General features: G+C 60.9%; 22 protein-coding genes, 5 tRNA genes and 2 rRNA genes (1 of these 29 cut by a window edge). 22 read left to right on the top strand and 7 right to left on the bottom strand.

The genetic code is table 11. The features are described 5' to 3' along the window. The 6 genes from RBH19_RS11865 to RBH19_RS11840 form a co-directional block, all read left to right on the top strand. Nucleotides 1–2806, top strand: a 23S ribosomal RNA gene (locus RBH19_RS11865) (it extends 79 nt beyond the left edge of the window). A gap of 114 nt (nt 2807–2920) precedes the next feature. Then, nucleotides 2921–3035 (top strand): 5S ribosomal RNA (gene rrf, locus RBH19_RS11860). Nucleotides 3036–3733: 698 nt separating this feature from the next. Beyond that, the gene (gene ctlX, locus RBH19_RS11855) at nt 3734–4639 is read left to right on the top strand and encodes a citrulline utilization hydrolase CtlX (protein WP_306729067.1); all 906 of its coding nucleotides are present in this window, start codon (nt 3734–3736) and stop codon (nt 4637–4639) included. A 15-nt stretch (nt 4640–4654) separates the two neighbouring features. Beyond that, complete coding sequence (locus RBH19_RS11850) at nt 4655–5122, top strand: PaaI family thioesterase (RefSeq protein WP_306729066.1); 468 nt, start codon at nt 4655–4657, stop codon at nt 5120–5122. Between the two features lie 270 nt (nt 5123–5392). Then, on the top strand, nt 5393–7267 hold the full coding sequence (locus RBH19_RS11845) for a S8 family serine peptidase (protein ID WP_306729065.1): 1875 nt from the start codon (nt 5393–5395) through the stop codon (nt 7265–7267). Nucleotides 7268–7424: 157 nt separating this feature from the next. Further along, entirely contained in the window at nt 7425–8258 is an 834-nt protein-coding gene (locus tag RBH19_RS11840; protein ID WP_306729064.1) for a dimethylarginine dimethylaminohydrolase family protein, read from the top strand. A 71-nt stretch (nt 8259–8329) separates the two neighbouring features. Here RBH19_RS11840 and RBH19_RS11835 read toward each other — a convergent pair whose 3' ends face one another. The 7 genes from RBH19_RS11835 to RBH19_RS11805 all read right to left on the bottom strand — a co-directional run bounded on the left by RBH19_RS11835 (nt 8330) and on the right by RBH19_RS11805 (nt 14843). Then, nucleotides 8330–9214 (bottom strand): diacylglycerol/lipid kinase family protein, encoded by an 885-nt coding sequence (locus tag RBH19_RS11835; protein WP_306729063.1) that lies wholly within the window; start codon nt 9212–9214, stop codon nt 8330–8332. A 151-nt stretch (nt 9215–9365) separates the two neighbouring features. Further along, nucleotides 9366–10301: an ectoine hydroxylase gene (gene thpD / locus RBH19_RS11830; protein ID WP_306729062.1), complete on the bottom strand. Its 936-nt coding sequence runs from the start codon at nt 10299–10301 to the stop codon at nt 9366–9368. A gap of 95 nt (nt 10302–10396) precedes the next feature. Next, complete coding sequence (locus tag RBH19_RS11825; protein ID WP_306729061.1) at nt 10397–10789, bottom strand: ectoine synthase; 393 nt, start codon at nt 10787–10789, stop codon at nt 10397–10399. A gap of 229 nt (nt 10790–11018) precedes the next feature. Next, nucleotides 11019–12299, bottom strand: a complete 1281-nt coding sequence (gene ectB, locus RBH19_RS11820) for a diaminobutyrate--2-oxoglutarate transaminase (protein WP_306729060.1) — start codon at nt 12297–12299, stop codon at nt 11019–11021. Between the two features lie 46 nt (nt 12300–12345). Then, nucleotides 12346–12891, bottom strand: a complete 546-nt coding sequence (ectA, locus tag RBH19_RS11815; protein ID WP_306729059.1) for a diaminobutyrate acetyltransferase — start codon at nt 12889–12891, stop codon at nt 12346–12348. Beyond that, nucleotides 12891–14105 carry an aspartate kinase gene (locus RBH19_RS11810; RefSeq protein WP_306729058.1) on the bottom strand — a complete coding sequence of 405 codons (1215 nt, stop codon included), beginning with the start codon at nt 14103–14105 and terminating at the stop codon, nt 12891–12893. Before RBH19_RS11810 ends, ectA begins: the two co-directional genes overlap by 1 nt. Nucleotides 14106–14231: 126 nt before the next feature. Further along, nucleotides 14232–14843 carry a MarR family winged helix-turn-helix transcriptional regulator gene (locus tag RBH19_RS11805; RefSeq protein WP_306729057.1) on the bottom strand — a complete coding sequence of 204 codons (612 nt, stop codon included), beginning with the start codon at nt 14841–14843 and terminating at the stop codon, nt 14232–14234. Nucleotides 14844–14973: 130 nt separating this feature from the next. Between RBH19_RS11805 and plsY the strand changes: the two genes are divergently transcribed. The 16 genes from plsY to rplL all read left to right on the top strand — a co-directional run bounded on the left by plsY (nt 14974) and on the right by rplL (nt 23554). Further along, nucleotides 14974–15621: a glycerol-3-phosphate 1-O-acyltransferase PlsY gene (plsY, locus tag RBH19_RS11800; RefSeq protein ID WP_306729056.1), complete on the top strand. Its 648-nt coding sequence runs from the start codon at nt 14974–14976 to the stop codon at nt 15619–15621. Then, complete coding sequence (locus RBH19_RS11795; protein WP_306729055.1) at nt 15614–16612, top strand: biotin--[acetyl-CoA-carboxylase] ligase; 999 nt, start codon at nt 15614–15616, stop codon at nt 16610–16612. Before plsY ends, RBH19_RS11795 begins: the two co-directional genes overlap by 8 nt. Then, nucleotides 16612–17346 (top strand): type III pantothenate kinase, encoded by a 735-nt coding sequence (locus RBH19_RS11790; protein WP_306729054.1) that lies wholly within the window; start codon nt 16612–16614, stop codon nt 17344–17346. The genes RBH19_RS11795 and RBH19_RS11790 overlap by 1 nt, the downstream gene beginning before the upstream one ends. Next, nucleotides 17334–18035 (top strand): hypothetical protein, encoded by a 702-nt coding sequence (locus RBH19_RS11785; protein WP_306729053.1) that lies wholly within the window; start codon nt 17334–17336, stop codon nt 18033–18035. The genes RBH19_RS11790 and RBH19_RS11785 overlap by 13 nt, the downstream gene beginning before the upstream one ends. A 40-nt stretch (nt 18036–18075) precedes the next feature. Next, a tRNA-Thr gene (locus RBH19_RS11780) sits at nt 18076–18151 on the top strand. A gap of 74 nt (nt 18152–18225) precedes the next feature. After that, nucleotides 18226–18310 (top strand) — tRNA-Tyr (locus RBH19_RS11775). An 83-nt stretch (nt 18311–18393) separates the two neighbouring features. Next, nucleotides 18394–18467, top strand: a tRNA-Gly gene (locus RBH19_RS11770). Between the two features lie 44 nt (nt 18468–18511). Then, a tRNA-Thr gene (locus tag RBH19_RS11765) sits at nt 18512–18586 on the top strand. Between the two features lie 128 nt (nt 18587–18714). After that, nucleotides 18715–19905 (top strand): elongation factor Tu, encoded by a 1191-nt coding sequence (tuf, locus tag RBH19_RS11760; RefSeq protein ID WP_306729041.1) that lies wholly within the window; start codon nt 18715–18717, stop codon nt 19903–19905. Between the two features lie 72 nt (nt 19906–19977). Then, nucleotides 19978–20053 (top strand) — tRNA-Trp (locus tag RBH19_RS11755). Between the two features lie 73 nt (nt 20054–20126). Next, nucleotides 20127–20504, top strand: a complete 378-nt coding sequence (secE, locus tag RBH19_RS11750) for a preprotein translocase subunit SecE (RefSeq protein WP_306729052.1) — start codon at nt 20127–20129, stop codon at nt 20502–20504. A 3-nt stretch (nt 20505–20507) separates the two neighbouring features. After that, the gene (gene nusG, locus RBH19_RS11745) at nt 20508–21041 is read left to right on the top strand and encodes a transcription termination/antitermination protein NusG (RefSeq protein WP_306729051.1); all 534 of its coding nucleotides are present in this window, start codon (nt 20508–20510) and stop codon (nt 21039–21041) included. 143 nt (nt 21042–21184) lie between these two features. Beyond that, the gene (gene rplK, locus RBH19_RS11740; RefSeq protein ID WP_306729050.1) at nt 21185–21616 is read left to right on the top strand and encodes a 50S ribosomal protein L11; all 432 of its coding nucleotides are present in this window, start codon (nt 21185–21187) and stop codon (nt 21614–21616) included. Nucleotide 21617: 1 nt separating this feature from the next. Then, nucleotides 21618–22307 (top strand): 50S ribosomal protein L1, encoded by a 690-nt coding sequence (rplA, locus tag RBH19_RS11735; RefSeq protein ID WP_306729049.1) that lies wholly within the window; start codon nt 21618–21620, stop codon nt 22305–22307. Nucleotides 22308–22568: 261 nt separating this feature from the next. Next, the gene (gene rplJ / locus RBH19_RS11730) at nt 22569–23096 is read left to right on the top strand and encodes a 50S ribosomal protein L10 (protein WP_306729048.1); all 528 of its coding nucleotides are present in this window, start codon (nt 22569–22571) and stop codon (nt 23094–23096) included. A gap of 80 nt (nt 23097–23176) precedes the next feature. Further along, complete coding sequence (rplL, locus tag RBH19_RS11725; protein ID WP_306729047.1) at nt 23177–23554, top strand: 50S ribosomal protein L7/L12; 378 nt, start codon at nt 23177–23179, stop codon at nt 23552–23554. Nucleotides 23555–23734: the final 180 nt, after the last annotated feature.

Raw genomic sequence — 23734 nt, 5'->3', positions numbered from 1 at the left:
GGGGAGCCGACAAACAGGCTTTGATCCGGGGATTTCCGAATGGGGAAACCCAGTCACTACGGTGACTATCATGCAGTGAATCCATAGCTGCATGAGGCAAACCCGGCGAACTGAAACATCTAAGTAGCCGGAGGAAAAGAAATCAACCGAGATTCCCTTAGTAGTGGCGAACGAACGGGGATTAGCCCTTAAGCTTTGATGTGGTTAGCGGAACGCTCTGGAAAGTGCGGCGATACAAGGTGACAGCCCTGTACGCGAAAACCTATTCAAAGTGAAATCGAGTAGGGCGGGACACGTGTTATCCTGTCTGAATATGGGGGGCCCACCCTCCAAGGCTAAATACTCCCTACCGACCGATAGTGAACCAGTACCGTGAGGGAAAGGCGAAAAGAACCCCGGAGAGGGGAGTGAAATAGAACCTGAAACCGTGTGCGTACAAGCAGTCGGAGCCCGCAAGGGTGACGGCGTACCTTTTGTATAATGGGTCAGCGAGTTACTTTTAGTGGCGAGGTTAACCGTATAGGGAAGCCGAAGGGAAACCGAGTCTTAATAGGGCGTCCAGTCGCTAGGAGTAGACCCGAAACCGAGCGATCTACCCATGGCCAGTGTGAAGGTGGGGTAATTCCCACTGGAGGCGCGAACCCACTAACGTTGAAAAGTTAGGGGATGAGCTGTGGGTAGAAGTGAAAAGCTAAACGAGCTCGGAGATAGCTGGTTCTCCCCGAAAACTATTTAGGTAGTGCCTCGTGTCTCACTCTCGGGGGTAGAGCACTGTTTCGGCTAGGGGGCCATCCCGGCTTACCAAACCGATGCAAACTCCGAATACCGAGAAGTGCAATCACGGGAGACAGACGGCGGGTGCTAAGGTCCGTCGTCGAGAGGGAAACAGCCCAGACCGCCAGCTAAGGTCCCAAAATCATGGCTCAGTGGGAAACGATGTGGGAAGGCACAGACAGCCAGGAGGTTGGCTTAGAAGCAGCCACCCTTTAAAGAAAGCGTAATAGCTCACTGGTCGAGTCGGCCTGCGCGGAAGATTCAACGGGGCTAAGCCATGTACCGAAGCTGCGGACGCATGCTTGCATGCGTGGTAGGGGAGCGTTCCGTACGCCGCTGAAGGGAGACCCGCGAGGGCTCCTGGAGGTATCGGAAGTGCGAATGCTGACATGAGTAACGATAAAGCGGGTGAAAAGCCCGCTCGCCGAAAGCCCAAGGTTTCCTGCGCAACGCTAATCGGCGCAGGGTGAGCCGGTCCCTAAGGTGAGGCCGAAAGGCGTAGCCGATGGAAAACAGGTTAATATTCCTGTGCCATGTATTACTGCGAAGGGGGGACGAAGGAGGCTAGGTCATCCGGGTGTTGGACGTCCCGGTTCAAGCGTGTAGGGAGTGTGAGTTGGCAAATCCGCTTGCACAATCCTGAGACGTGATGTCGAGGTCCTGAGTGGACCGAAGTGACTAATGCCATGCTTCCAGGAAAAGCCTCTAAGCATCAGGTAGTACGTGACCGTACCGTAAACCGACACAGGTAGGCGAGGAGAGAATCCTAAGGCGCTTGAGAGAACTCGGGTGAAGGAACTCGGCAAAATGGTACCGTAACTTCGGGAGAAGGTACGCCTCTATTAGGTGAAGGTCCTTGCGACCGGAGCCGAGGGAGGCCGCAGTGACCAGGGGGCTGCGACTGTTTACTAAAAACACAGCACTCTGCAAACACGTAAGTGGACGTATAGGGTGTGACGCCTGCCCGGTGCCGGAAGGTTAATTGATGGGGTTAGCTTCGGCGAAGCTCCTGATCGAAGCCCCGGTAAACGGCGGCCGTAACTATAACGGTCCTAAGGTAGCGAAATTCCTTGTCGGGTAAGTTCCGACCTGCACGAATGGCGTAACGATGGCCCCACTGTCTCCACCCGAGACTCAGTGAAATTGAAATCGCAGTGAAGATGCTGCGTTCCCGTGGCAAGACGGAAAGACCCCGTGAACCTTTACTACAGCTTTACACTGAATTTTGAACATGCTTGTGTAGGATAGGTGGGAGGCTTTGAAGCGGCGACGCCAGTCGTCGTGGAGCCACCCTTGAAATACCACCCTGGCATGTTTGAGGTTCTAACCCAGGCCCGTTATCCGGGTCGGGGACAGTGTATGGTGGGTAGTTTGACTGGGGCGGTCTCCTCCCAAAGAGTAACGGAGGAGTACGAAGGTACCCTCAGCGCGGTCGGAAATCGCGCAATGAGTGCAAAGGCATAAGGGTGCTTGACTGCGAGACAGACACGTCGAGCAGGTGCGAAAGCAGGTCTTAGTGATCCGGTGGTTCTATGTGGAAGGGCCATCGCTCAACGGATAAAAGGTACTCCGGGGATAACAGGCTGATTCCTCCCAAGAGTCCACATCGACGGAGGAGTTTGGCACCTCGATGTCGGCTCATCACATCCTGGGGCTGAAGCAGGTCCCAAGGGTATGGCTGTTCGCCATTTAAAGTGGTACGCGAGCTGGGTTTAGAACGTCGTGAGACAGTTCGGTCCCTATCTGCCATGGGCGTTAGAGATTTGAGGGAAGCTGCTCCTAGTACGAGAGGACCGGAGTGGACGAACCTCTGGTGTTCGGGTTGTCACGCCAGTGGCATTGCCCGGTAGCTATGTTCGGAAGGGATAACCGCTGAAAGCATCTAAGCGGGAAGCCCCTCCCAAGATGAGATCTCTCTGGACCCTTGAGGTCCCTGAAGGGCCGTTGGAGACTACAACGTTGATAGGCTGGGTGTGGAAGGTCAGTAATGGCTGAAGCTAACCAGTACTAATTGCCCGTGAGGCTTGACCATATAACACTCAAGCAACTTGAGTGCGAAAGCAGGTTGATATTCTGCTTGCGCCAATGACGATCTTCTGAATTCCCGGGCGGTGACGAGAGTCATCGCCTGCCGTGAGCCAGTTCGCCTGGCGGCCATAGCGAGTGTGAACCACCCGATTCCATTTCGAACTCGGAAGTGAAACCGCTCAGCGCCGATGGTAGTGTGGGGTTTCCCATGTGAGAGTAGGTCACCGCCAGGCTTTATATCCGACCCCGGTAGTCTTATGACTGCCGGGGTTTTTTTATGGCATGGGGAAACCCCACCCTTTTCCATGGGTGACTCTGAGAGAGGCCGTGCCCGGCAACCCTCCCTGTTGCCTCGTCCAGTCCGGCCATCCCTGGCCGGCCGCTCACGTCGGCTGCGAAATGCCACCGGCATTTCGATCCTCGTTCGCCCCCATGCTCGCGTAGGTCACCGCCAGGCTTTATATCCGACCCCGGTGGTCTTGTGACTGCCGGGGTTTTTTTATGGCATGGGGAAACCCCACCCTTTTCCATGGGTGACTCTGAGAGAGGCCGTGCCCGGCAACCCTCCCTGGTGCGTCGTCCAGTCCGGCCATCCCTGGCCGGTCGCTCACGTCGGCTGCGAAATGCCACCGGCATTTCGATCCTCGTTCGCCCCCATGCTCGCGTAGGTCACCGCCAGGCTTTATATCGGACCCCGGTAGTCTTAGGACTGCCGGGGTTTTTTTATGGCATGGGGAAGCCCCACCCTTTTGCATTGTCGGTTGTGACCGTGCTCGTAGCTGCCCCTTCTCACCGGGCGTCATTGCAGGTAGCGATCAATCCTCTCTCAGGATTTAGCGACCGACCGGCTTTCGGGTAGAATAGGGTCACGAATACCGACCCTCCAGGATGCCTTATGACAACGGAAAATCAGTGCACGGATTCTGTGATCATGATCCGGCCCGCGAGCTTTACCTCCAATCCGGAGACCGCGAAAAGCAACAGCTTCCAGGCCGGTATCGATGAGCAGGATGCTGAGGAGGTAAAGCGCCGTGCGCGGGATGAGTTCGATGGGCTCAAGGCTGCCCTCGAAGCGGCCGGCGTCGAGGTGCTGGTCTTCGAGGATACACCGGATCCGGTCACCCCGGACGCGCTTTTCCCCAACAACTGGCTGAGTACCCACGCGGACGGCTCGGCCATTCTTTATCCCATGGCGGCGCCCAGTCGGCGCGCCGAGCGTCGGCAGGACATCCTGGAGGCGCTGAAAAGCAAGCATCACCGTCAGGTGACGACTGTCCATGACCTTTCTTCCAGCGAGGATCGGGCGCGCTTTCTTGAAGGCACCGGGAGCCTGGTACTGGATCGTCGGAACCACGTCGCCTATGCCTGTCTCTCCTCACGAACCAATCCGGCCCTTTTCCACGACTGGTGCGAGCGCTTCGATTATGAACCGGAAGCCTTCACCGCCGTCAGCGGCGGAAAGGAGATCTACCACACGAACGTGATGATGTGCGTGGGGGATACCTTTGCGGTCATTTGTGACGAGGCAATTCCGGATGAGCAGGAGCGAATCCGCGTGTTGTCGCGCCTGGAACGTAGCGGCCATGAGCTCGTACCCATTTCAACAGCCCAGATGAATCAGTTCGCCGGCAATATGCTGCAGCTGCTGAGCCGGGATGGAAAGCCCATACTGGCCATGTCGGCGCAGGCAAGAAACAGCCTTGATGACAGCCAGATAGCTAAACTTGAGCGACACGTGCGCCTGGTGAGCAGTGACATCAGCACCATCGAGAAATACGCCGGTGGCAGCGTGCGCTGCATGCTCGCGGAAAACTTCCTGCCCCGCCAGGGCAGCTGAGGATGGGAACGAACAATGTCTGAGGAGTTGTGCCTGCAGGAACGCTACGCCCCCCACAACGCCTGTTATGGCTGTGGGCCGGCCAATGACAAGGGCTTGCGGGTACGATCCTTCCCCAAGGGAGAGGAGGTCGTTGCCAGCTGGCGGCCCGAGCCCCATCATGAGGCGTTTCCGGGGGTGCTGAACGGTGGAATCATCGGTTCCATTCTGGACTGCCATTGCAACTGGACCGCCGCCTGGCACCTGATGAATGTGCGAGGCGAAGAAACACCCCCCTGCACCGTCACCATGGACTACCAGATCAAGCTGCGGCGCCCGACGCCCACCGATCAGCCCTTGCGTCTGGTGGCCCGGGTGGTGGCTTGCGAAGGTGATGTGGTGACCGTGGAGGGTGAACTTTATGCCGGGGAGAAGCTCTGCGATACCTGCCACGGACGTTTCATGGCGGTGAAGCCCGGTCATCCGGCCTACCACCGCTGGTAGGCGATCATCACTCTCACCTTGCCCGCCAAACCGATCAAAGGGCATGGAAGTAAACCCGATTCCGGGCCTTCCATGCTTTCTCGCCCCGACTACTGCCCGCTTTTTCCCGCTCCGTTCGTCAGAAAGCTTATGTTCAATCCGCTTGGGCCTCTGAAACTGTGACGCAGTTCACAGTTTTCCAGCAAATATCCATCTACTTTCGAGTGATCGTCCAGGATGTGGCGAAAATATCGGGGGGGAACCGATAGCAGCATCCTTTTGGAGGTTACTGTGTCTCATATTCGCAACAGCAGTACTGGTGCCCTGGCCGCGGCCATTATCGCGGGCGCCTTCAGCGCTTCCGCCGCGGCGGAAGGCAACGAACGTGTGTGGGTGGTTTTCGACCAGGGTCATAAAGGCAGCGTGCAGCGCGCCCTGAATGCCCAGGGTGGCGAGATCCACTATCAGTTCGACGACCTCAACGCCTTCGCGGTCAGCCTGCCCAGCCAGGCCATCAACGGTCTTCGCAACAACCCGCATGTGGCCTACGTGGAAAAAGACCCGCGCCGGGAGCTCATGTCCACGCAGGTCAGCCCCTATGGCATCGCCATGGTCCAGGCGGACCAGGTCGCCGATGGTGCCGCCAGTGAGATGACGGTCTGTGTCATCGATTCCGGCTACGATATCAACCATGAAGATCTGCCCTCGGGGGGCAACGTCACCGGAACCAACGATTCCGGCACCGGCAACTGGTACCAGGACGGCTCCGGCCATGGCACCCACGTCGCCGGCACCATCGCCGCCCTCAACAACGATGTGGGCGTGGTGGGTGTCCTGCCTTCCGGCAACCTGAATCTGCATATCGTCAAGGTCTTCAATGACAGCGGTTCCTGGGGGTACTCCTCGGATCTGGTTCATGCCCTGAACGTTTGTGAAGACGCCGGTTCCAATGTCGTCAACATGAGCCTGGGTGGCAGTTTCTCCAGCAATTCCGAAGCCAATGCCTTCGCCGCCGCGCATGACCGTGGTGTCCTGTCCATTGCGGCTGCGGGCAACGATGGCAATACACGCAAGAGCTATCCGGCTTCCTACGATGCCGTGGTCTCCGTGGCTGCCATCGATGAAAACATGGAGCTGGCCAGCTTCTCCCAGCGCAATGACCAGGTCGAACTGTCCGCGCCAGGCGTGGCCGTTCGCTCCACCGTGCCCATGGGCACCGGCAACGAGGAAACCTTCACCCTCTCCGGTGATGCGTTCTCCGCCATCGCCATGGACGGTTCCCCGGACGCCCAGGGCCAGGGTTCCCTCATGGACTGTGGTCTGGGTACCTCCACCTGTAACGCCCAGGGTCAGGTCTGCCTGATCGAGCGCGGCCAGATCAGCTTCGCCGAAAAGGTTCAGGCCTGTGAGGCCGGCGGCGGCGTGGGTGCCGTGATCTACAACAACGAATCCGGCGCCCTCCAGGGTACCCTTGGTGATGTGGTCACGGGCATTCCGTCTGTTGGTATCAGCCAGGCCGATGGCCTTGCTGCCCTGGATCGACTGGGTGAAACCGCATTTGTGGCGACCGGCGTGGGCAACTATGCCAGCTGGAATGGCACCTCCATGGCCAGCCCTCATGTAGCCGGTGTCGCTGCCCTGGTCTGGAGCCATCACCTGAGCTGCAGCAACCAGGAAATCCGTGACGCCCTGGCGGCTACCGCCCTGGATCTGGGTAGTGCCGGCCGTAACAACGAGTTCGGCTACGGTCTTGTCCAGGCCCGCGATGCCGTCGACTATCTGTCCGCCAACGGCTGTGCCGGCGGTGGCGATGATGGCGGTGATGACGGCAACGGCGGCGACGATGGAAATGGCGGCGACGACGATGACGGCGATGATGGCGACAACGGCGGTGATGATGGCAACGGTGATGACGGTGATGCCGATTCCATCGAGCTGAGTGCTGTTGGCTACAAGGTTCAGGGCCGTCACCGCGCGGACCTGAGCTGGAGCGGCGCCGAGTCCAGCATGGTTGACGTGCTGCGCAACGCCGGCGTCGAGGCCACTGTCAGCAACACCGGCGAGTGGACCTGGACCAGCAATATCCGTGGCGGTGCCTGCCACACCTTCCAGGTGTGTGACACCGACTCCGGTGAGTGCTCCAACGAAGTGACTGTCTGCCCCTGAGGTAGCTGTATCACAGCTTGATGAAACTGGAGCGGCCCGCATTGCGGGCCGTTTCCTTTTTCCGGCTGATTCATGAAGTCGGCCGTAAAATCCGGTAGAATTCCTGCTTCATTTATCCCGATTCAGAGCGCCTGAACCAACAGGAACGGAAGAAAACATGGCCAAAGCCACCCGCATCCTCATGTGCCCGCCCGACCATTTTCACGTCAACTATGCCATCAACCCCTGGATGAAGGGGAACGAGGATCAGGTCTCCCAGGAGAAGGCCATGCAGCAATGGCGTGCTCTGAGGGATCTGGTAGCCCGGTTTGCCGAGGTGGTGGAGATGGAGCCGCGGCAAGGAGTGCCGGACATGGTCTTCACCGCCAATGCCGGTACGGTGGCCGGCAAGCGGGCCGTGGTGTCCAGCTTCGCCCACAAGGAACGCCAGCCGGAAGAACAGTATTTTGCGGACTGGTTCCGCTCCAATGGCTATGAAGTGGGCGAGCTGCCCAAAGGTGTCCTTTACGAGGGCGCCGGTGACTCCCTCTTCGATCGCGCCGGTGGATGGCTTTGGGCGGGCTCAGGTTTCCGCAGTGATGTTGAGGCGCAGGAATTCCTCGCGGATTTCCTTGATGTGGAAGTGCTGGGCCTCAAATTGGTGGATGAGCGTTTCTATCACATCGATACCTGCTTTTGCCCACTCAGCGGCGGTTATCTGATGTACTACCCGGACGCCTACGACGTCAATTCCAACCGATTGATCGAAGAGCGGGTACCCGCCGAGAAGCGAATCATCGTTCAGGAAGCCGAGGCCGCTGTATTCTCCTGCAACGCCATCAATGTCGGCCAGGACATCATCATGCATGAATGTTCAGAGAGACTTCGGGGTGAGCTGGAGAAGGCCGGCTTCCGGGTCCATACCACGCCCCTGACCGAGTTTCTCAAGGCAGGCGGCTCGGCAAAATGCCTCAGCCTGAAGCTCGATGAGCCGGAGCCAGTGGCTCGGTAAGAAGGTTCAAACGACACTTGGAATTTCATGGTCATAAAACAGGCCGGCGCGCATTCACGTGCCGGCCCTACCTAGCAGAGGAAGCTGACTCCACCCGGAATGACGCCGATTTCCAGCCGCCGGGCCTGACGATAAATGACCTCGCCGTCGGCGTGAACACAGGCAGGTTCCGGCAACAGCACAGTGGCACGCCGGGTCAGCCAATGCTTGTAGCCCGGCATGTCGGCGATCTCGCCGTTGCTGACCTTGGGTGCCAGCTTGATGATCTGGCGCGCTGACAAGCGGGGCGTCATGACCAGGTCGAGCTTTCCGTCATCGATGTCCGCGCCTGGCGCCAGCTCGAATCGGCCGCCCTCGAAGCTGCCATTGGCGAGCACCATCAGGGTGATTTCCTGCTCTTCCCTCCCCTGATCGTGGATCACGGTGACCCGAGTTCGTCGGCGGAGCAGAAGAGACTGCGCCAGGGCCGCAACATAGGCGGTATCACCCGGCAGCCAGCGCCTGTGCTTCGCAATATCCGCAATCTGCGCATCCAGGCCGATGCCGAGGGTGTTGATGAAGAAAATGTCATTGCACTGACCCACATCTATCCGGCGACGGGTGCCCAGAACCAGGCGGTCACAGGCATCCGGCCATGCCAGGGGAATGCCCAGGCTCTTGGCAAAATCATTGCCGGTTCCAATGGGTATGAGTGCCAGTTCCGGCATTGGGCCATCCGCCTGCATGCAGCCGTTTATGGCCTCAAACAGGGTGCCGTCACCGCCGGCAACGACCAGCGTACGGCAGCCATCTTCGGCAAGATCGCGGCTGAGCCCGACACCCTGACCCGGGCCTTCCGTACGGTGTACGTTCACCTCCAGGCCCAGGGCCCGGATATGTTGCAGCAGGTCTCCCTCCAGCCTGCCGGCTCGTCCGCCGCCGGCCGATGGATTGAGAAACAGGTCCAGTTTGCTCACTTGATTCCCCCAGACGACTATTTCTGCGCATCCACTTGATGGTCGTGTGGATGCCGGAAAGGCGGGCCGTGATGCACGTGGATGGGTATCGGCCCGCCTTTGATAGTGCCTGAATCTGAGGGAAAATCCAGTCGGCTCCTTTCGCGGTGCTTCACAGGCTGACGATCGGGGTCGTCAACTCCCTTTCCGCCAGCCACCCCGGGCGGGGCTGAGGGGCGGCGTAGGGCGATGTAAGGCGGTTGTGAATGCTGTTGTAGACGAAAAAGGCATTGCTCCGAGGCTGGGGCGTAATATTGCCGTTTGACCCGTGCAGGGTGTTGCATTCAAAGAACAACACGGATCCGGCTGGCCCTTCCGGGCAGCGAATACCGTGCGTCTCAACCAGATGAGCGAGGGTGACTTCATCCGGTACCCCGGTGGTCTGTTTCTGCAGCGAAGAAAGGTGGTTGTTGTCCGGCGTACTCCCCTGACAGGGGATGAATTGATGGTGCGAGCCCGGAATCAGCATCAGGCCGCCGTTGCAGGCGTTGTTGTCGGTAAACAGAACGGAACAGCTTACCGCCCGCATGCGCGGCATTCCGTCTTCCGAGTGCCAGGTCTCGAAATCGGAGTGCCAGTAGAACTCCCGTCCACGGAAACCCGGCTTGTAATTGATCCGGCTCTGATGGATATACACGCCTGAGCCCAGAAGCTGGCGTGCAATTGCCAGCAGGCGAGGGTCCCGGCAGAGTCGACCAAGAGGGCTCTGGTGCCGGTGAATGGCAAACACGGACCGAATGCTTTGACTGTCTGCTTCGGTGATAACCTCAGGGCGTTCCCTGTTGTCCGGACGTGCGTCCAGACGGTTCAATTCATTGCGAAGCATCGAGATTTCGCTGGGCGAAAACAGACCGGGCATGAACAGAAAGCCATCCTGTTCGTATTGGGTCAATTGCCTGTTGTCGAGAGGGCCGTCGTGCTGACCACCGTAGACCACGGGGTCCAGCCTGGGAAATGGGGTTTGCGGCGATGTGCGACGGCTGGGGTAGGGATCCAATCGTGTGCAAGTCTGCGGACCATTCTGCAAAGCCTGCACGGTTGCTGCCATAGCCAACCTCCTGATTATTTCAGTCGTTTACCTCTTGCTGTCGAAAAATGGCCCGGACGGCCGAATCGGCCGCCCGGGGTCCGGATACATGGGAATCAGTCATTGTCCACCGGATAGACGCCGTCCTCATCGTGAACCTCGCGCCCGCTGATGGGCGGGTTGAAAACGCAGACCATGCGCATGTGCGTGCCCTTGTTGGCGCGCAGATAGTGTTCGTCATTCTTGTCCAGCACATAGATCTCACCGGCCTTCACCGGCCAGACCTTGCCGTCCGCCACCGTTTCCACCTCGCCCTCACCTTCGATGAGATACACCGATTCCAGATGATTCTTGTAATGGATGTGTGTTTCGGTACCTTCCTTGATGATGGTGTCGTGCACGGAATAGCCCATGCCATCGTCTTTCAGCACCAGGCGGCGGCTGACCCAGTTGCCGCCATCCACTTCACGATCAGTACCGATGATTTCGTCCAGGGACCGTACGAACATGTTTTCTTCTCCCGTTGTTATTTCAGTGAACTTGCTGCCCAGGGCCTGCTTGTCACCGGCATCGCTTCCGGATCCATCACACTTCCGTCTGCCAGCAAGCAGGCAGCATGTGTACGCTCGGAAACTCGCCCGCAGCCGATCAGCCCGGGCCACCACCGGGGCGGTGGGCACACCGCCCCGGTGAACGGCCCAGAAGCAATAGCGGGCCGGCATGGACAGTGTTAAGGCCTCAGGCCACGTTGCGATCCGCCAGGCGCTTGGCCACGGTTCCGGCAACCTCGTCGAGGATGTCCAGACCCTTGAGAAGATCGGCTTCCTCGATGACCAGTGGCGCGAGGAACTTCACCACATTGTCATTGATGCCGGCACCCTCGATGACCAGTCCATGCTTGAACGCTTCCTCGGAAAACAGATCTGCCAGCCCGTGGTGCGGCGAAGCCAGGCCCCAGATGAAGCCCCGGCCCCTGACATGAGCCTTGAGCTCCGGGTGTGCCTTGGCGATGGCTTCGAAACGTTCACGGACAATCTCGCCCTTGCGACGAACCTCACTGGCGAAACTGTCGTCTCGCCAGAAATGTTCCAGCGCCGCCGCGGCCGTGATGAAGGCCAGATTGTGACCCCGGAAGGTACCGTTATGCTCGCCCGGACCCCAAATGTCGTGTTCGGCCTTGAGCAGAACCACCGCAAAGGGTAGGCCGTAGGCGGACAGGGATTTGGACAGGCAGATGATGTCCGGATCCACGTCCCAGCCTTCGAAACTGAAGAAGTGGCCCGTGCGGCCACAGCCGACCTGGATGTCATCGATGATGAACAGGATGCCATGCTTCTTGCAGATACGTCCCAGGCGTTCCACCCACTCCCGGCGGGCAACATTCACACCGCCCTCGGCCTGAACGGTTTCCAGGATAACGGCCGCCGGCATCTCCAGACCGCTGCCCCGATCCTCCAGGCTTTTCTCGAAGTAATCCAGCGTGTCCACGCCTTCACCGAGGTAGCCATCGAAGGGCATGGCGCTGGCATAGTTGAGCGGAACCGCCGCACTGTGCCGTTTGCCCTCATTGCCGGTCACGGCCAGCGAGCCCATGGTCATGCCGTGGAAGGCGTTGGTGAAGAAGACCATGTTGCTGCGCTTGGTTACCTTGCGCGCCAGTTTCATGGCGGCTTCCACGGCATTGGTGCCGGTCGGCCCAGGGAACTGGACACGGTATTCCATCTTGCGCGGTTCCAGCAGCACCCGGTGGAAGGTTTCCAGGAAGCGCTCCTTGGGTGCGCTGTACATGTCCAGGCTGTGAGTGATGCCACCGCGCTCGATGTACTCCAGCAGCGGCTTGCGCAGGGCCGGATGGTTATGGCCATAGTTGAGTACACCGGCGCCGGCGAAGAAGTCCAGGTACTTCTCGCCGTCGGTGTCGGTCAGCCAGGCCCCTTCCGACGTGTCCCAGGTCTTTGTGAACGTGCGGCAATAGCCGCGTACTTCTGACTCGTATTTGTCGATGGTCGGATTACTCATCAATGCCTCCGCTTCTCGGATAATGAAGATTCAGTTGATTCGGTTTTCAGGCTTCCGGCCACTCAATGGGCCCGATCCGGTAAAGATGTTCACTCTCGTGGGGCTCCGGAAAGAACTCGCTGGGAAAAAACGGCAGTTTCCGGCACTCGGTCCCGGAGCGCTTGGCAAAGGCCCGGAACAGGTTCTGGGACGGCTTGTTGCTGGGCGTCACGCTCGCTTCCAGGTAGCTGACGTTTCGGCAGGCCGGCAGCGCCATCAGGTGGCGTAGCAGGCGCAGGCCCACCCCCTTGCCGCGAACCTTCTTGCTCACACCCACCTGCCAGACAAAGACGGTGTCTTCCTGGCGCGGCGGAATGTAGGCCAGAACGAAACCCACCATTTCGCCATCACGTTCCGCCACCAGACAGGTATCCCCGAAGTGCTGGCAGAGGAGGATGTAGGCGTAGGACGGGTTCTGTTCCAGAACGCCGGCTTCGGCAACGAATGTCCACATCTCGCCGCCATCGGCAGCGGTTGCCGCTCGATAGATGATGTCCGCGTTATTCTCAGGCACCTTGGCTTCCTTCTTGTTCTGAGTGTCGGCAGTCGCCATCACGCCACCTCACGGGATTGTTTGCTGTCTTCCAGAAAACAGGAGTGCAGGGCACGCAGGGCATCGCCCACCTGTGGGGCATCCACCAGACAGGTGATGGAATGATCCCGGCTTACGCTCATGCGTACTTCGATGCCGGCCTTCTCAAGCGCCTTCTCCGCCTGCGCCACGACATCGGCGTCCTGACCGATGTTCAGACCGACACCGGAGACCGACCCCTGCTCGGTGCTGACGGCCACCTGGCCGTCGAAATCCTTGCGCAGACCGTCCGCGAAACTGTCCAGATTGGCGATGTCCTCGGTGGCGATCAGCAGATCGCGCCGATCACCATTCTCGCTGATGCTGTCCACGAAAATGTCGTTCTTGCCGATGGCCTCGAGCACGTCGTCGCCCAGCTTCTCAAGCACGTCCTTCCCGCGCAGGGAGACCCATATCAGTTCCTTGTGACAGGCCACGCCCAGTACCCGGGGGTCGCCTTCGGCATCCCGTTCATGGATAACGGTGCCCGGCGCATCATTGAAGGTGCAGCGGGCACGGACTTCCACCTGTCGCTTCCAGGCATATTCCACCGCCCGGGGGTTGAGCACCGAGGCACCGTGATGAGCCAGCTCGGTCATCTCCACGTAGCTCACCTCGGGCATGGGCCGGGCGGCATCCACGATACGCGGGTCGGCGGTGTAGACACCGTCCACGTCGGAATAGATTTCGCAGCGGTCCGCCTTGATGCCGGCGGCCACAGCTACGGCGGTGGTGTCCGAACCGCCGCGACCAAGGGTGGTCACTTCACCACGGCTGTTCATGCCCTGGTAACCGGCGACAACCACGATGCGCCCCCGTTCAATCTCCCGTTCCACCCGACCGGCCTTTACGTCCGTGATGCGGGCATTGAAATGATTGTCCGTGGTGCGAATGCCGGATTGCGGCCCGGTCAGGGAGATGCACTCCTCGCCCAGTTCCTGAATGGTCATGCTCAGGAGGGACATGGAAATGCGCTCGCCACAGGCCAGCAGCATGTCCAATTCCCGTCTTGACGGGTTCTGGGCCAGGCTGCGCGCCATGTTCAGCAGATTGTTGGTGGTCTTGCCCATGGCGGAGACCACCGCCACCACATCGTGTCCGGCGCGGCGGGTTTCCACGATACGGCGGGCAACATGTCGGATCTTGTCCTCGTCGGCGACGGAAGATCCCCCATATTTTTGAACGATGAGACTCATCGCTTCTCTCCAGCGTTGTCGTCAGAACGGGAAGTGTGTCGGTCTGCCGGCAGAAGGCTCCTTGCTTGCTGTCGAGCCGGCCGGCCCTCATGGCCTGGCAAAGGAGGGGGCGCCGGGTGCTCGCTGTCAGGCGCGGCTGTGCACATTGGGCTCCTCCCCTGATTCTTCGGAGACCGTGGCCCCGCCGATTGCCCGGGCAGCGCTGACCGGCTGCACCCGCTGGCTGTCGGCCGGCGTGGGCCAACTGGCAAGCAATGGCGCCGCATCCAATTCTTCCGCCTCCATCATGGTCACCACCTGCTGCAAGGCTTCGTTGATCTCGGCCTGCCGTTCAAGCGGCAGTTCCGCGAGGCGCTGCGTGAAGCGTTCCTGCAGGGGGAGCGGCGTCCGCTCAATCAGGGCCCGGCCGGCATCCGTGAGCGCAACCAGCACCTGGCGCTTGTCTTCCGGGCGCCGATTCCTGGTGATATAGCCGCGCTTTTCCAGTCTGTCCAGAATGCCGCTGATGGTGGCCGGACTCAGCGAAATCTCCCGTGCCAGGTGGCCGGGTGTCATGCCGCCGGAGCGGGCCAGCTGGCGCAGACACACCAGCTGCGGGCCGGTCAGGTTGTGCCGAACGGACAACTGTCGGCTGTACAGGTCCACGGCCCGGATCACCCGGCGCAGTGCGCGCAGGATGCTTTCGTCAAAAGCCGTTTCGGTGTTGTCGGGGCGGGTATCCACGGTAATTTCCGTCAAGATGTTTTGCGTGCGAAATATTATAGCGCGAAATATTCGTGATGAAAAGAAATCGGGCTGAAAGCAGTGAACGATGGCCCTCCCGGGCTGGTAGACTGCGCCCAGACCAAGTCAGACAGGGGACAGGCAGATGATTGAGCTGTTAATCAAGGTATTGCTGGCCTATCTGGTGGGCTCCGTGATGGGTGGCCTGTGGCTGCGCTTCATGGTGGGCGGCGCCGACATTCGCCAGGAAGGCAGCGGCAACGCCGGGGCTACCAACGCCCTGCGCGCCCGTGGCAAGGGTTTTGCCGCGGCGGTCGCGCTGGTGGATGTGATCAAGGGTGTGTTGGCGGTGGCGCTCGTGCCCATGCTGGTGATCCCGGGACTGGCCGAAGCGCCGGTTGCCACCGAGTGGGTGATGGCCCTGTGTGGCGTGGCAGCGGTCTTCGGCCATGTGTGGCCGATCTGGCATGGCTTCCGTGGGGGCAAGGGGGCGGCGACCCTGGTGGGCGTCATGCTGGTGATCTGGCCGCTGGCGCTGCTGCCGGTACTCGCCATGTGGGTTCTGATCCTGGTCACCACGGGTTATGTCGGGCTGGCCACCGTGCTGGCGGCCGTGGTGGCTCCGGTGTTCGCCCTGCTCATGGGCGAGCCCCTGTCCGGAATGCTGGTGACATTCACTGCCGCCATGGCGCTCACCATCGTGTATACCCACCGAAGCAATCTGAAGCGCCTGTTTGAAGGGAATGAACACCGTTTTGAAAAGGTCATGCTGTTCCGGCGTCGCCATGGCTGAACGGGGACACATCCATAGTGCGCTGCGTCGGCAATTGCTGGCGGTGCTGTCCGCGGGGGGGCTGCACTCCGGGCAGGCCCTGGCCGAGGCCTGCGGCGTGTCACGGGCCGCCGTGTGGAAACAGCTGGATGCGCTGGAAAGGCTGGGGCTCGGGGTGGAGCGCGTCAAGGGGCGCGGTTATCGCCTCACCCATCCCCTTGAGTTGTTCGACGAGGGCGGCATCCGGCAGGCGCTGGCGCCGGCATGGCGTGAGGCGCTGCAGCTGAACCTGCTGGAATCGGCGGATTCCACCAATGAATGGCTGGCGGTTCATGCCGATTTCGGCGGCGGCCCGGTGGCCTGCCTTGCCGAAGCCCAACCGGCCGGTCGCGGTCGTCGCGGGCGTCAGTGGACCTGCCTGTACGGTGCCGGCATCCCTCTGTCCCTCGCCTGGCGTTTCGATGTGCTGGATGCCCCGCTGAGCGGGTTGGCGCCGTCCATCGCCGTCAGCATCGTCAATGCGCTGGAATCCATGGGGGCACGTGGCCTGGCATTGAAATGGCCGAATGATGTTCTGTGTGATGCGGGCAAGCTGGCTGGAGTTCTGATTGAGCTGAAAGGTGAGCCGTCCGGGCCCTGCGACCTGCGGGTCGGCGTCGGCCTCAATTGGGCGGCTCCGACGGGGCTGGATCAGCCTGTGGCCGGTCTCGATCAGGTCTTTGACGGTCGGCGGCCGTCGCGCAGCGCGGTGGCCGGGCGTGTTCTTTCCGCCCTGTGTGACGCCCTGGAGCGCTTTCGTTGCGGGGGATTCGCCTTTTTTCGGGAGCAGTGGGCCGCGAGGGATTGTCTCGCCGGTCGTCCCGTGACCCTGTTGCTGCATGAGCGCAGCGTGAACGGTCATTGCGAGGGCGTGGATGCCGAAGGCGCTCTTTTGTTACGGGATGGCGAAGGTGAATGCCGGGCCTGGCAGGTTGGGGAGGTCTCGGCGCGACTGCGGCGGGAGGCCGGTTGATGGACTTGCTCCTGGACTGCGGCAATACGCGCCTCAAGTGGGCCTGGGTGGATGAGCAGGGCGCCATCGTGGCGCGTGGCTCGGATGCTGACTACCACCCGCCCGCCCTGAGCTGGCGGCCGGCAAGGATCGCTCTGGCTGCCGTGCGCGAGGGGGCGGCAGTCCAGGCGCTGGCCGAATGGGCGTCGTTGCAGTGTCCGGAGGCATTCCATCGCCTGCGCACCCCCAGGGCCCTGTGTGGGCTGACCATTGCCTATGAGGAGCCCGTACGCCTGGGTGTGGATCGCTGGCTGGCCATGCTCGCCGCCTGGCGTCTGATCGGCCAGCCGCAGCATCGTCCATTGCTGGTCGTCGACTGCGGAACGGCCGTGACCCTGGACCTGGTGGATGCCGACGGCGGTCATCGAGGCGGTGCCATCGTTCCCGGCCTGCGTCTGATGGCGGAAAGCCTGATCGGCGCGACCAGCGGCATACGGCCTCGCCCCGACGATCAGTCGGCCGGCTTTCCCGGCCGAGACACCGGTGCCTGCGTGCAGTCCGGTGCTCTGATGGCGGTGACCGGCGCCTTGCGCGAGGCCATTGCACACAGCGACGGGATTTGTCCGGGAGCGGCTGTCATCATGACGGGCGGCGATGCCGACGGGCTGCGTACGCCATTGGGCAATGAACGAATCGAGTGGTGGCCGGATCTGGTCTTTCAGGGGATGCGGGAGATGTTGGCATGCTGCGAGTGATCTTCCTTCTTCTCCTGGCGGTCAACCTGTTTTTCCTGGCCTGGCAGGCCTGGCTGCTACCCGAGACGGAGCCGGAGACCGTGCTGGTTACGCCCCCGGCGGATCGTGGCCTTCAGCTGGCCGAGCTTGAAACCGTGACCGAGCGTGAATCGCCGGTGGAGTCGGATTCGGTCCCCGAGGTGGTCGCTCCGTCCCGGCCATCGGCTTTTGATCCGGCTGGTTGTCTCGCCCTGGGCCCCTTCGGCGAGCGCGGCGATCTGGAGGATCACGCCCTGAGTCTGGACATCACCGCGCCCCATGTGCATGAACGCGCCCTGACGGAGATCGCCGCCTGGTGGGTCATTCTGCCGCCGGAGGCCGTCGATGATCCGGCTGCCATGGCGCGGCGGCTGGAGGAGGCCGGTGCCGGTGATTATTTCGTCATCACCAGCGGCGACGCGGTCGGCGGTGTGTCCCTGGGGCTGTTCTCCGCGCCGGAACGCGCCACCCAGCGGCAGCAGCAGATCGCCGGGCTGGGTTTCGACCCGCAAATCCGTGAGCGTGAGCGGGAAAGCACCACCTACTGGTTGCTCGTTCCCCTGGGGCTGACCATGGACCTGCCGGTGGATGGCGAGTTGCGGCTCGAGCCCTCTCTGTGCCCCGATGACAATGAATGGCTTGTGACCCGGGAGGGTGAGCCGCTAGAATAACCGCCCCGCGAACCGTGGGTCGCGGGGACGCGTTTTCCGGGCTGGCGTAGCTCAGTTGGTAGAGCAGCTGATTTGTAATCAGCAGGTCGCGGGTTCGACTCCTGTCGCCAGCTCCATTTTTCCTCTTGGGGTCACTCCGTCGCTTGACATGGTCTTGACGAATGGGTGAAAATCCCCGGCTTACGCTTGCGGAGGGGTACCCAAGCGGCCAACGGGGGCAGACTGTAAATCTGCTGGCTTTGCCTTCGGAGGTTCGAATCCTCCCCCCTCCACCAGTTTCAAGGGTGCAACCGCCGGGCATTGGCCCGGCGGTTGCGTCTGCCGACCCGGGAACGGGTCGGGGCGGTCGCGAGATCGCGCGGGTGTAGTTCAATGGTAGAACCTCAGCCTTCCAAGCTGATGATGTGGGTTCGATTCCCATCACCCGCTCCAGGTAGAGGGCTCGGGTACTGATTATTGGCTCGGCCCGGTTGTAGGCCCATGTAGCTCAGGGGTAGAGCACTCCCTTGGTAAGGGAGAGGCCGGCGGTTCAAATCCGCCCATGGGCTCCAGCTATGTGAAGGCCGCGGTGCGCCGCGGTCGGGTGGGGTAGCGCCTGGCGCTGCCCCTGTTGTTGTGACCGCCTGGTTCCAGGTGGTTCGGGTATAGGTAGTGGTCTTCACGTCGGGGAGTCACCAGGATGTCCAAGGAAAAGTTTGAAAGAACAAAGCCGCATGTAAACGTTGGAACGATTGGTCACGTTGACCATGGCAAGACGACGCTGACGGCGGCGCTGACGAAAGTGGCGGGTGCTTCCCACGGTGGCGAATTCCGCGACTACGGTGATATTGACAATGCACCGGAAGAGCGTGAGCGCGGTATTACCATTGCCACCGCGCACGTGGAGTACGAGTCGAACGCGCGTCACTACGCCCACGTTGACTGCCCGGGCCACGCTGACTACGTGAAGAACATGATCACGGGTGCGGCGCAGATGGACGGTGCGATTCTGGTGGTGAGCGCGGCCGACGGCCCCATGCCCCAGACCCGTGAGCACATTCTGCTGAGCCGTCAGGTTGGCGTGCCGGCGATTCTGGTGTTCCTGAACAAGGCGGACATGGTGGATGACGCCGAGCTTCTGGAGCTGGTGGAGATGGAAGTTCGCGAGCTTCTGAGCGAGTACGACTTCCCTGGCGACGACACCCCGATCATCACTGGTTCCGCGCTGAAGGCGCTGGAAGGTGACGAGTCCGACATCGGCATTCCGGCCATCAACAAGCTGCTGGACGCCCTGGACGAGTTCATTCCGGAGCCGGAGCGTGCCATTGACGGCACCTTCCTGATGCCGGTGGAAGACGTGTTCTCCATTTCCGGTCGCGGCACCGTGGTGACGGGCCGTATCGAGCGCGGGGTGGTGAACGTGGGTGACGAAGTGGAAATCGTGGGTATCCGCGAGACCACCAAGACCACCGTGACCGGCGTTGAGATGTTCCGCAAGCTGCTGGATCAGGGCATGGCGGGCGACAACGTGGGCGTGCTGCTGCGCGGCACCAAGCGTGACGACGTTGAGCGTGGTCAGGTTCTGTCGAAGCCGGGTTCCATTACCCCGCACACCAAGTTCGAGTGTGAGGTGTATGTGCTGAGCAAGGACGAGGGTGGTCGTCATACCCCGTTCTTCAACGGCTATCGCCCGCAGTTCTACTTCCGCACCACGGACGTGACCGGTGCCTGTGAACTGCCGAGCGGCACCGAGATGGTGATGCCGGGTGACAACGTCAAGATGACGGTGACCCTGATTGCGCCGATCGCCATGGAAGACGGTCTGCGTTTTGCGATCCGTGAAGGCGGCCGCACCGTGGGTGCCGGCGTCGTCTCCAAGATCATCGACTGATAGGCAAGAGGCGGCGGCGCTCCCGGGAGTGCCGCCGCTGGCCCGAACAGGGTTCGGGTGGGTAGTTGAATTAGGCCAGTAGCTCAATTGGCAGAGCAGCGGTCTCCAAAACCGCAGGTTGGGGGTTCGAGTCCCTCCTGGCCTGCCATATATCACGCCCGGGACCGACTGGCGCTTCATGCGACCAGTCGGCTCGTGTTTTTGGAAGGGTTGGTTTCCGAATGAACGGTAAGCCGGAAGTTCAGACAAGCGGGGCGGATACCCTCAAGCTTCTGCTCGGCGCTGCGGTTGCAGCGTCGGGTCTGGTGGCTTTTTACTACTTCTCCAACGAGCCTGCCGTGGTTCGCTGGCTGGGTCTGATTGTCCTCATGGTCATTGGTGCGCTGGTCGCGGTCCAGTCCTCCCAGGGGCATCGTCTCTGGAGTTTCGGTCGCACGTCCTGGACCGAGGTGCGCAAGGTGGTCTGGCCGAACCGTCAGGAAACCACCCAGACCACCATTGCCGTGCTGGTCATGGTGATTCTTCTGGCAATCTTCCTCTGGCTGGTGGACATGCTCCTCGCCTGGGGTGCCGGCTACATCACCAACCCGGGGGCTTGATCCATGGCGAAACGCTGGTACGTGCTGCAGGCCTATTCCGGCTTTGAGCATCAGGTGAAGCGTTCCCTGGAAGATCGGGTGCGCCACAGCGGCATGGAGGATTGCTTCGGCGAGATCCTCGTGCCCACCGAGGAAGTGGTGGAGATGCGCAGTGGCCAGAAACGTCGGAGTGAGCGCAAGTTCTTCCCCGGCTATGTGCTGGTGCAGATGGAGCTCAACGACGATACCTGGCATCTGGTCAAGAGCGTGCCGAAGATCATGGGCTTTATCGGTGGCTCCAGTGATCGCCCCTCGCCGATCAGTGACCGCGAGGCCGAGCAGATCCTGAACCGCGTGCAGGAAGGTGCCGAAAAGCCGCGCCCGAAGGTTCTGTTCGAGCCGGGCGAGATGGTGCGTGTTACCGACGGCCCCTTCACCGATTTCAATGGTGTGGTCGAAGAGGTCAATTACGAGAAGAGCCGCCTGCGCGTCTCCGTTCTCATCTTCGGTCGTTCCACGCCAGTGGAGCTGGAGTTTGGCCAGGTCGAGAAGACCTGATTCATCAGAATTGATCGGGCGGGCAGGAAGCCCGTCATCGTCACCCGGGGTCATTGGCCCCGGGTGTTTTGTCAAACCGGGGAGCCGAAAGGCGCTAGTCCGGACGAGGAGTGGTCCGGCGGTACCCAACAGGAGTACACATCATGGCCAAGAAAGTCGAAGGCTATATCAAGCTGCAGATTCCGGCCGGGCAGGCCAATCCCAGTCCGCCCGTCGGTCCTGCGCTCGGTCAGCATGGCGTCAACATCATGGAGTTCTGCAAGGCCTTCAATGCCGCTACCCAGAGCATTGAGCCCGGCCTGCCGACACCCGTCGTGATTACCGTCTACAGCGACCGCAGCTTCACCTTCATTACCAAGACGCCGCCTGCTGCCATTCTTCTCAAGAAGGCCGCCGGCATCAAGTCGGGTAGTGCGACCCCCAACACCGTCAAGGTGGGCAAGGTCACCCGCGAGCAGCTCGAAGAGATCGCCAAGACCAAGATGCCCGACCTGAACGCTTTTGATATGGATCAGGCGGTGAAGATCATCGCCGGCAGTGCCCGCAGTATGGGCCTTGACGTGGAGGGTCTCTGACATGGCGAAGCTGACCAAGCGAATGAAGCAGATCCGCGAGAAGGTCGAGCCGGGCAAGCTGTATCCGGTGGATGACGCTCTTGCGCTGATCAAGGAGCTCAGCGGTGTGAAGTTCAAGGAATCCGTTGATGTTGCCGTGAATCTCGGCGTGGATCCCCGCAAATCCGATCAGGTCGTGCGTGGTTCCACCGTGCTGCCCAACGGCACTGGCAAGTCGGTTCGTGTGGCCGTCTTTACCCAGGGTCCCAATGAGGACGCCGCCAAGGAAGCCGGTGCCGACATCGTCGGCATGGACGACCTGGCGGAAGAAGTGAAGAAGGGCAACATGGATTTTGACGTGGTGATCGCCAGCCCCGATGCCATGCGTGTGGTCGGTCAGCTGGGTCAGATTCTCGGCCCGCGTGGTCTGATGCCGAACCCCAAGGTCGGCACCGTGACCCCCGACGTGGCCACTGCCGTCAAGAATGCCAAGGCAGGTCAGGTGCGTTACCGCACTGACAAGTCGGGCATCATTCATTGCACCATCGGCAAGGTGGATTTCGATCCTGCCGCGCTGAAGGAAAACCTGAATGCTCTGCTGGCTGACCTGAACAAGGCCAAGCCCAGTGCGGCGAAGGGTATCTACATGAAGAAGGTCACCGTCTCCTCGACCATGGGTCCGGGTCTGTCGGTGGACCAGGCTTCCCTCTAAGGAAAGAGGGAAGTAGCGCTTTTGAGGTACTCGCGGTCGGCTCCGGCTTCCGCGATGCGTCAAAGACCGTGAGTGTCGCAGCTTTTCTCCTGCGGCTTAATGGCGAGTACGTCGGCTCACGCAGACGGTGTTACCCGAGTCAGGATCACCCTGGTGACGGACACCGTTGTAACGGCGAACGGTGAAGGAACACCGTTCGATTGTGAACGGTAACGTGGGATGGCTCGTTGAGCCGGAACACACAGCCAGGAGGTGAAAACCGTGGCCCTTAGTTTTGAACAGAAAAAGGCTATGGTCGCCGAGGTGAGCGAGATCGCCGCTGTTGCCCATTCGGCTGTTGCAGCGGAGTATCGTGGTCTGACCGTCGAGCAGATGAATGCCCTGCGTACCAAGGCGCGTGAAGCGGGTGTCTATCTGCGGGTGGTCAAGAACAACCTCGCGCGTCGGGCCCTTGAGGGTACCGATTTCGAATGCATGGGCGATTCCCTCGTGGGTCCCCTGCTGCTGGCGTTCTCCCAGAACGACCCCGGTTCTGCCGGTCGCGTGGTCAAGGATTTTGCCAAGGAGCATGATCTGCTCCAGGCCAAGATCGTGTCCATCGGCGGACAGGCCCTGCCGGGTTCCGAACTGGATCGCCTCGCTTCCCTGCCGACGCGCGACGAAGCGCTGGCCCAGCTGATGAGCGTCATGAAGGCGCCTGTCGAGAAGTTCGTGCGCACGCTCAACGAGCCGCACGCCAAGCTGGTCCGCACCTTCGCCGCCTATCGGGATCAGAAGCAGGCCGCCTGAGAAATCGGCATAGCCAGATCATGCGAGTGACTCTGTCGCTCGGGTAACTGAATCGTTAAAGCACTATTGGAGTACGCAAAATGGCCGTTTCGAAAGAAGATATCCTCGAGACTATTTCCAACATGACCGTGATGGAGGTCGTTGACCTGATCTCCGCCATGGAAGAGAAGTTCGGCGTGTCCGCTGCTGCTGCCGTGGCTGCTGCCCCGGCTGCCGCCGGTGGCGAAGCTGCTGCCGCTGAAGAGCAGACCGAATTCGACGTGGTTCTGAAGAGCTTCGGTTCCAACAAGGTCGCCGTCATCAAGGCCGTTCGCGGCGTGACCGGCCTGGGCCTGAAGGAAGCCAAGGAAGCTGTCGAAGGCGCTCCGACCCCGCTGAAGGAAGGCGTGGAGAAGGAAGAAGCCGAGAAGATCAAGAAGGATCTGGAAGAAGCAGGCGCCGAGGTCGAGCTCAAGTAAGTTGTTGCTCGAAACAGGCGAGACGCCTATGCAGGGTACGGGCTGGTGGCCAGGCGGCCGCCGGCCTGTCCCTGCTTTTCGCGTCCCCGGGGCATGGCTTGCACGTGCCCGGGGATGGCAAGACTGAATGCTTGCGACCTTCGCCGTTGTGGCGAGGGCGTGCCGGCGGTTCTGCCGCCA

The sequence above is a fragment of the Natronospira bacteriovora genome (assembly GCF_030848495.1).
GTDB lineage: Bacteria > Pseudomonadota > Gammaproteobacteria > Natronospirales > Natronospiraceae > Natronospira > Natronospira bacteriovora.
Note: the sequence above shows the minus strand (reverse complement) of the source record. Positions and strands in the feature narration are given on the sequence as shown.